The sequence below is a fragment of the Pedobacter sp. 10L46_2 genome (assembly GCF_056395165.1).
The window spans coordinates 1-7192 of the sequence record NZ_JBFTIZ010000259.1; the positions used below are offsets into that span (position 1 = coordinate 1).

At 39.3% G+C, this 7192-nt stretch carries 7 protein-coding genes; 5 read left to right on the forward strand and 2 right to left on the reverse strand.

Translation table 11 applies throughout. The features are described 5' to 3' along the window. The 3 genes from AC1DDX_RS21510 to AC1DDX_RS21520 all read left to right on the forward strand — a co-directional run. Window positions 1-270 (forward strand): SDR family oxidoreductase (locus AC1DDX_RS21510; RefSeq protein ID WP_477622570.1); only part of this gene is annotated, 270 nt, incomplete at its 5' end. Window positions 271-557: 287 nt separating this feature from the next. Beyond that, a complete protein-coding gene (locus tag AC1DDX_RS21515) occupies window positions 558-899 on the forward strand; it encodes a DUF3592 domain-containing protein (protein WP_337717737.1) in 342 nt (113 codons plus the stop codon). A 28-nt stretch (window positions 900-927) separates the two neighbouring features. Then, window positions 928-2082: an aminotransferase class V-fold PLP-dependent enzyme gene (locus tag AC1DDX_RS21520; RefSeq protein WP_337717739.1), complete on the forward strand. Its 1155-nt coding sequence runs from the start codon at window positions 928-930 to the stop codon at window positions 2080-2082. Here the strand turns inward: AC1DDX_RS21520 and AC1DDX_RS21525 are convergent, their stop codons facing one another. After that, a complete protein-coding gene (locus AC1DDX_RS21525) occupies window positions 2083-3432 on the reverse strand; it encodes a sensor histidine kinase (RefSeq protein WP_337717740.1) in 1350 nt (449 codons plus the stop codon). 221 nt (window positions 3433-3653) lie between these two features. Continuing rightward, entirely contained in the window at window positions 3654-4223 is a 570-nt protein-coding gene (locus AC1DDX_RS21530; RefSeq protein WP_337717742.1) for a Crp/Fnr family transcriptional regulator, read from the reverse strand. Between the two features lie 123 nt (window positions 4224-4346). Here AC1DDX_RS21530 and AC1DDX_RS21535 point away from each other — a divergent pair, with 123 nt between their 5' ends. Both AC1DDX_RS21535 and AC1DDX_RS21540 read left to right on the forward strand, forming a co-directional pair. Next, complete coding sequence (locus AC1DDX_RS21535; protein ID WP_337717744.1) at window positions 4347-5060, forward strand: SDR family oxidoreductase; 714 nt, start codon at window positions 4347-4349, stop codon at window positions 5058-5060. A 165-nt stretch (window positions 5061-5225) separates the two neighbouring features. Then, the coding region (locus AC1DDX_RS21540; RefSeq protein WP_477622571.1) for an ABC transporter permease at window positions 5226-7192 on the forward strand (1967 nt) is incomplete at its 3' end.

A 7192-nucleotide genomic window follows, 5' to 3' on the forward strand; every position in this document is an offset into this window, starting at 1 on the left:
GCTGCTATCCGTTCGCTTGCCCGCACCTGGACACTTGACCTGCAGGCCCGAAAGATCCGTGTAAATGTGCTTAGTCCGGGCTCTATTGATACTGCCACCTTTGATGGTGTACCTCAGGATATCCGCGATTCATTTACAGAAAAGATTCCGATGGGACGTTTTGGTACGTCTGAAGAGATTGCCAGCACTGCCCTATTCCTCGCTTCTAGCGATTCTACCTTTATAACAGGTATTGAGTTGTTTGTTGATGGTGGCACGGCACAGATTTAAAGCATTGGATTGTTACGCCAGTTTTGTGGTGTAACAATCTAATAATTTGAGGTTGCCATATTTCCGAAATAAATATTTATATTTCAGTACGCAATCTCAAAACTCTCATGAATAAGTATATACGGCTACACCCCCGGTCAAAAAGTAAAGTCATTTGGACTTTAGTACTTAGCTCGATAATTCTTTTTTGCATTTATATTGGTATTTTTCAATTGCATTATTACAACAAAGAGTCTGTAGCTTTTATGTTGCTGTTGGTTGTTGGAAATTGTCTTATCATTATACAAATGATGTGGCTTGAAACAAGCAACCTGCTAATTAGAACTCTTTTTGGTTTTCTTTTGCTTGTAGCCGTTAGATTTAGTGCATTAGGAGTTCTGCAGTTACAGAAACTCTATTATGCGCGACAATTGGAAAATCATGGTAAAATAGTAGATGGAAAAGTATTATTGGTGCGGTCGTCGGAATCCTCTTTGTTATACAACCACTATATGGTAGTTCGCTATGCTTTAGATAATGAAAACTTTGTACAAAAAATAGATGACGAAAACCAAAGATTCAATGAAGGAGATAATCTGAAACTTCGGATATCAGCTGAGCATCCGGGAATACTTCAGATTGTGCAGTAGTAGGAATAACTATAAGTATATTGTGGGCATGATACCCCGAGGCAAACTATACATCAGCAATAAAGATCTATTTATTGGCATCTACTATTGTTTTGCTGATTATTTTAGACCTCAAAAAACAGACATCGCTGGAAAGAACGACAAAAAATTGATCTGCCTTTCTGTACGTACCGGTTTTGATCTGGTTCTAAATGCATTAGATTTTCCGGCAGGTTCTGAAATTTTAGTAACGGACATCAACATTCCGGACATGTTTAAGATTATAGCTGGCCATAATCTAACCGCTATTCCTTTGCCCGTAAATAAGCAAACATTAAATATATCGCCTGCAGAGCTGGAATCTGCAATAACGCCAAGCACAAAAGCCATACTGATCACGCACCTTTTTGGTGCAATTATGGACACTGATGAGTTAATTGCCATTGCCAGGAAATACAAGCTGATTGTATTTGAAGACTGTGCCCAGGCCTACGCCGGTAATTTATATAAAGGTAACCCCGAGTCTGATGTGGTAATGTTTAGTTTTGGCCTCATTAAAACAAATACGGCTATCCGTGGTGCAATAATCAACATCAAAGATCCAGCTTTACATGCCAACGTTTCAACTAGAAATGAGCAATACCATAAACAGGACACCTCAAGTTTTCTAAAAAAGCTATTTAAAGCCGCACTGGTAAAACTCCTTACTACTAGAGCCATTTACACCGGCCTTGCAAAGGCAGGCGGAAAAGATTTTGAAGAGGTATTAGCTGGCTTTACCAAGGGATTCCCTGGTGATGATATTTTTAAGCAAATTCGTTGTCGCCCCTGCTTGCCAAACATAAAACTATTACAGAAAAAGCTGGACAACTTTAAACAGCATGATATTGCTACAAGAATACAGCTGGCCAATGATATTTTACCGCACATCCCTAACGATTACAAAATCGGGACACTAAATACAAAACATACTTATTGGGTACTGCCTGTTGAGTCAAACGATCCGTTACGACTTATCTCCTACCTGCGTAGTAATGGTTTTGATGCTTCGCAAAAAGCATCGAGCTTAGTAAAGTACAGCGCCCCCTCCACAGTTGCTAACGCTGAAGACCTAATGCTAGACAATCTTGTTTATCTGCCTGCCTACCCTGCCATGAGCAAGCAAGACCGAAATAAGCTGACAAAGCTATTAAGTGAATTCTAGCTAATTAACGGGAAGCAGGACTTTAATTTCTGTTGCAATATTTTCTATTGAGCTGATTGCGATGCTCCCGCGGTGCAGGCGGATTATATTTAAGGATAGTGGCAGGCCAATCCCATATCCCTTAAACTCCGATGTATTTGACGCTCTATAAAAAGGTTCAAAAATATGCTGTACATCACCAGCGGGTATACCAATTCCGTGATCTTTTACAGCAATTGACAATACGTTTGCCTTACTTTCTAATGTTACCAATACGGGTTTATTGTTAGAATATTTGCAGGCATTGCTTACTATGTTTGCTATAGCTAGCTTAAGTAAATTAATATTTGCTTTTATCGTTATCTGGTCTTCCTCGGCTGGCAGGTTACTAAAATCGATTTCAATTTTACTTTCGGGATGCACCTGGTTAACTGTGCGTTTGATATCCCAAAGCAATTCATCAATTCTTACCAGTTCCCAGGGGTGGTTTTTACCATTGAAGCCGGTTTGAGCCAACCCTAACAAACTTGTAAGGATATGCTCCAGTCGATCCGATTCGTCTTTTATTTTGGCAAGGGCCAAATAGCGATCCTGACCATCAGCGTCTGATTTCATTGCAAGTTCAACCTCCCCACTAATAATAGTTAGCGGTGTTCTTAGCTCGTGTGAAGCATTGCTGATAAAATTGTTCTGTGTTTCGAAAGCTGTCTCTAACCTGTTCAACATATTGTTAAAGGTTTGTGAGAGTTGAGCCATTTCATCAGTACCGTATACATCAAGCCTTAAGTGTAGGTTTTCTGCTTTTATTTTCTTTACGCTTTTAATAATCTTTCTTAAGGGATTAAGCATGTAGTTGGAGAATTTCCAACCAACTATAAAGGACATTATTATAGATAGAAAAAAACCAGCGATTAGTGTTTTCTGCAGATCCTTTAGTTCTCTAAATCCAAAGGGATCATTGGCCGAAACAATAATAATACGATCTTGTTGATTACCAGTAAAATATTTTCCAACATAAAAATGATTTTCTTTACGATAACGGGCCACTTTGAGTTTCTTAATTTTTTCGTAAAAACTAGATGGCAATTCGACGTCTAATTTTACATTATTGAAGTCACCTTTCTCAATAACAAATTCTTTTTCATCCGGTAAACGCTCTAAATATTGATTACGGACTTTTGCATACATGTTGTCGTTTTTATCTTCGGCAACTCTAATTTCCGCAGCGATGTTAACTCTGGCTTCTAGTCTTTTATAAAAATCTTCAAAAGCAAAATCGTTAGCAAAATACCAGACAAAACCGCTCAATAAAGAAATGATAATTGCGGATAAAATAGCGAAAAGGAGTGTTATTTTTCTTGCTATACTCATTATGTGTCTTTATATTTTCTCATCTCCACAAAGATTCTAATATTTGGCTATAATCAAAATATTGGACCTAAAAACAGTAAAAGCATATCTCTTTTTTAACATAAAAAAGACATCTATGACAGAAACAGCAATCATAGCTTTTCTCATGATCGGTTTTCAAGCCTACATGGCTGTAAAGGCAAACCCTGTTGATGCGCTGAAGTATGAGTGAGGTAAATGGATTAGGCCAGCTTTCTTCTGATTCTGCTCAAAGATTGTGGTGTAACATTCAAATAAGATGCTATGTAATTGAGTGGAACGCGGTATGCGATTTGAGGTTGTTCTGACAAAAACACCTGATACCTTTCAACCGCATCGTGTCCTGAATAAGCATTTTTGAGGCGGATTTTTTCCAGCATTCGCTGCTGATGAATCTCATTAATGAGATCAGCCATCAATGGCAGTTTTTGATATAGTTCCAGCAATTTCTTTTTGCTAATAGCTAAAACATGGGTATCGCAGCATGCCTGGATGCCTTCGCTGGCAATTGTTTCCTCGTTAAAACTTTGCAATATGGTACAGAATTGCTTGTCATCAATAAAGTAATAAGTAACATCGGTACCCTTTTGGTTGGTGGTAACTATCCTTAAAATGCCAGTATCAATAAAGAAAAGTGTTTTACATACTTTGCCTTCGCTGAAAAGGTACTCCCCTTCTTTGAAATCTTTGTCCTGAAAATGCGAGCAAATTATAGCAGCTTCATCATCTGTAATGGTTTTGAATGAGCGAAAGAAGGCAATGAGAGTTTCCATGGGTTAAGGAATATCTGCTAAATTAATGTTTTCCTTAGAATGTTTTCTGTGCGGTGCTTTTTACCATTTGGTAAGTGCAGGATTTTAAGCGTTGTGGATCTTTGTATCCATAAAAACAACAACATGGAGAATAAAAAAGTGATCATTTTAGGTGGCAGTTCGGGTTTAGGATTAGCAACTGCGAAAGCTGCAACTGCTGAAGGTGCAAATGTGGTTATTGTATCGAGCAACCAAACAAGGATAGATCAGGCGTTAACGCAATTACCACAAGGAAGCGAGGGTTATGCATTAGATCTTTCGAATGAGCAAAACATTCAGGATTTCTTTAAGCAAACGGGCAACTTTGATCACCTGGTATATACGGCAGGCGAAAACATTACAATGAGTATGGTGGATGACACCGATATTGACCAAGGAAAGGATTTTTTCATCATACGTTTTTGGGGCGCCTTTGCAGCAATCAAATACGGGAAAGATCATATTAATGAAGGTGGCTCGATTACCTTAATGAGTGGCAATTTCGGCCAGCGGCCAAGTAAAGGATATAGCCTTGGTGCAACTATTTGCGGTGCCATGGATGCTTTTACCCGCGCGATGGCAGTTGAACTGGCGCCAATAAGAGTAAACAATATTGCCGCTGGTGTAATCAAAACCAATTTATGGAATAACCTGAGTGACGCCGACCGTGATGGGTTTTACAAGTATCTGGAGAGTACATTATTGCTAAAGCGGGTTGGTGAAGCTGAGGATATTGCCAGAGGTTTTGTGTATCTGATGAAGCAATCTTTTGCTACAGGGCAATCACTGGTCATTGATGGCGGAGCGGTGTTGGTTTAAAATGAACTGTCCGACACTGTACACCTGTAGTTCGATAATGAACGGTTTTATTATCAAACTATAATTAAAACACTGTTTTACAGCAAATTGAAACATACATCAACTCTTGGCACAAACTTGGTAAATTGCAGATCAATTGTATTTAATTGATAGATCAATACTACCATGTTCAAGCTCAATTTAAAAATCGCTTTGCGTAACCTCTGGAGAAACAAAACCTCTTCGTTGATTAATATCATTGGACTGGCAGTCGGATTGTCAGCCTGCCTCCTATTGCTGTTATACGTGAATTACGAGATGAAGTTCGACCGTCAATTTAAAGATGCAGATAAAATCTATCAGGTGATGACCAATTTCCAGGATGCATCCGGTAAGATCACAAGCACAGGAACATCACCTGGCAACGGGATTGCAATGGCCATAAGAAACAAAATTCCCGAAGTAGATATCATTACCCGAATTGCTGGTGGCAATGAAACGCTAATTGCCAATAAGGAAAACGGCTTTAGAAAAGTTGATCTCTTTGCTGATCCGGAGATATTGAAAATATTTAATTATGAATTTATAGCCGGCAATCCGAATACTGCACTAAATACACCAAATGCTGTAATACTAAGTGAAAGTACTGCGAAGTTGTTATTTGGCACTACTGATGTATTAGACAAAACGGTAAAGTATGCAAATAATACTGACATGAGGGTGACGGGCGTGATTAAGGATCAGCCAGCCAACACTTCGCTCAGGTTTGATTATTTGATGCCATGGTCTTTTTATGAAAATATAGATGGCGAGGCCCGAAACCCAGGCTGGGGAAATTTCAGTTTCCTTGCTATTGCAAAGGTTAATAACGGAGCTAAGCTTGATCTGATTAATTCCAAGGTCAAAAAACTATTCAATGAAACCTATACAGACCAAAGAAATGAAAACTTCCTATTCCCTTTTTCAGATTTACATTTGCATGGTGAATTTTTAAACGGCAAGAGTGTAGGTGGCGACATTGAACGCATTTATCTGTTTGGCATTAAAAAAACGATCGGTGCAACCAGAGGTTCATTAGTTACACAATTCCTTACTGAAGCGATGGTGCTTACTGCTGTTGCGGTGCTTATTGCGGTAGCTATTGTTGAGGCTACCCTACCAATGTTCAATAATCTGCTTGGCCTGGAAATCATAATCGAATACACGAATGCAGGCTATTGGCTGGGCATATTGTCGGTAGCAATGCTAACAGGTGTTTTGGCGGGCATTTATCCCGCGGTATTCCTTTCTTCCTTCAATCCTATTCAGACTTTAAAAAAGAAGACGGCAAGGGCAAGACTCATTCCGATAAACCTGAGGCAGGTACTTGTGGTAACACAGTTTTGCTTTGCCATTATGCTGATCATTGCCACCCTGGTTATTTATAAGCAAATACAGTTTATAAAGGGCAGACCCGTAGGTTACAATATCAATTTACTGGCAGAGATGCCTCAAAATGGAGAATTACATGGAAAATTTGAGTTGTTCAAAGAGCAGATTTTAAAGACAGGTGCGGTTACTGCGGTAAACCAGGCATCGCGTAGTATGACCCACGTGAGCAATTGGTTTTACGGATTTAAATGGCCTGGAATGGAGAAACAGGGTGAGGAAATTGTATTTAACCGCCTGGAAACGCAATATGACCTCGTAAAAACAAGCGGTGTGCAAATGCTAGCCGGACGCGATTTCTCTAAGGAGTTTGCATCTGACTCTGCTGCTATTATGCTAAGCAGCACCGCGGTAAAAATGATGAAGTTAAAAGATCCGATTGGCAAGATGGTAACGCTTTTTGACAACAAACTAAAGGTAATTGGCGTGTTCAAAGATTTTTTATGGGATTCGCCCTATCACTCAGGACGACCAATGGTTATCAATTTCAGCAAAAGTCAGGGAGGTACCATTAACATGCGGTTAAATCCGGCCAATAGTTTGAGTAAAAACGTAGAGCTGATCTCCGCGGTTGCCAAAAGTATAAATCCGAGCTACCCTGTTGAAATTAAGTTTGTGAATGATTTGTATAATGCAAAGCTGCAGTCGGAAAAGATTCTGGGCATCCTGGCCAACTTGTTTGGTGGCATTGCCATATTAATCTCGTGCATGGGCCTTTACGGACT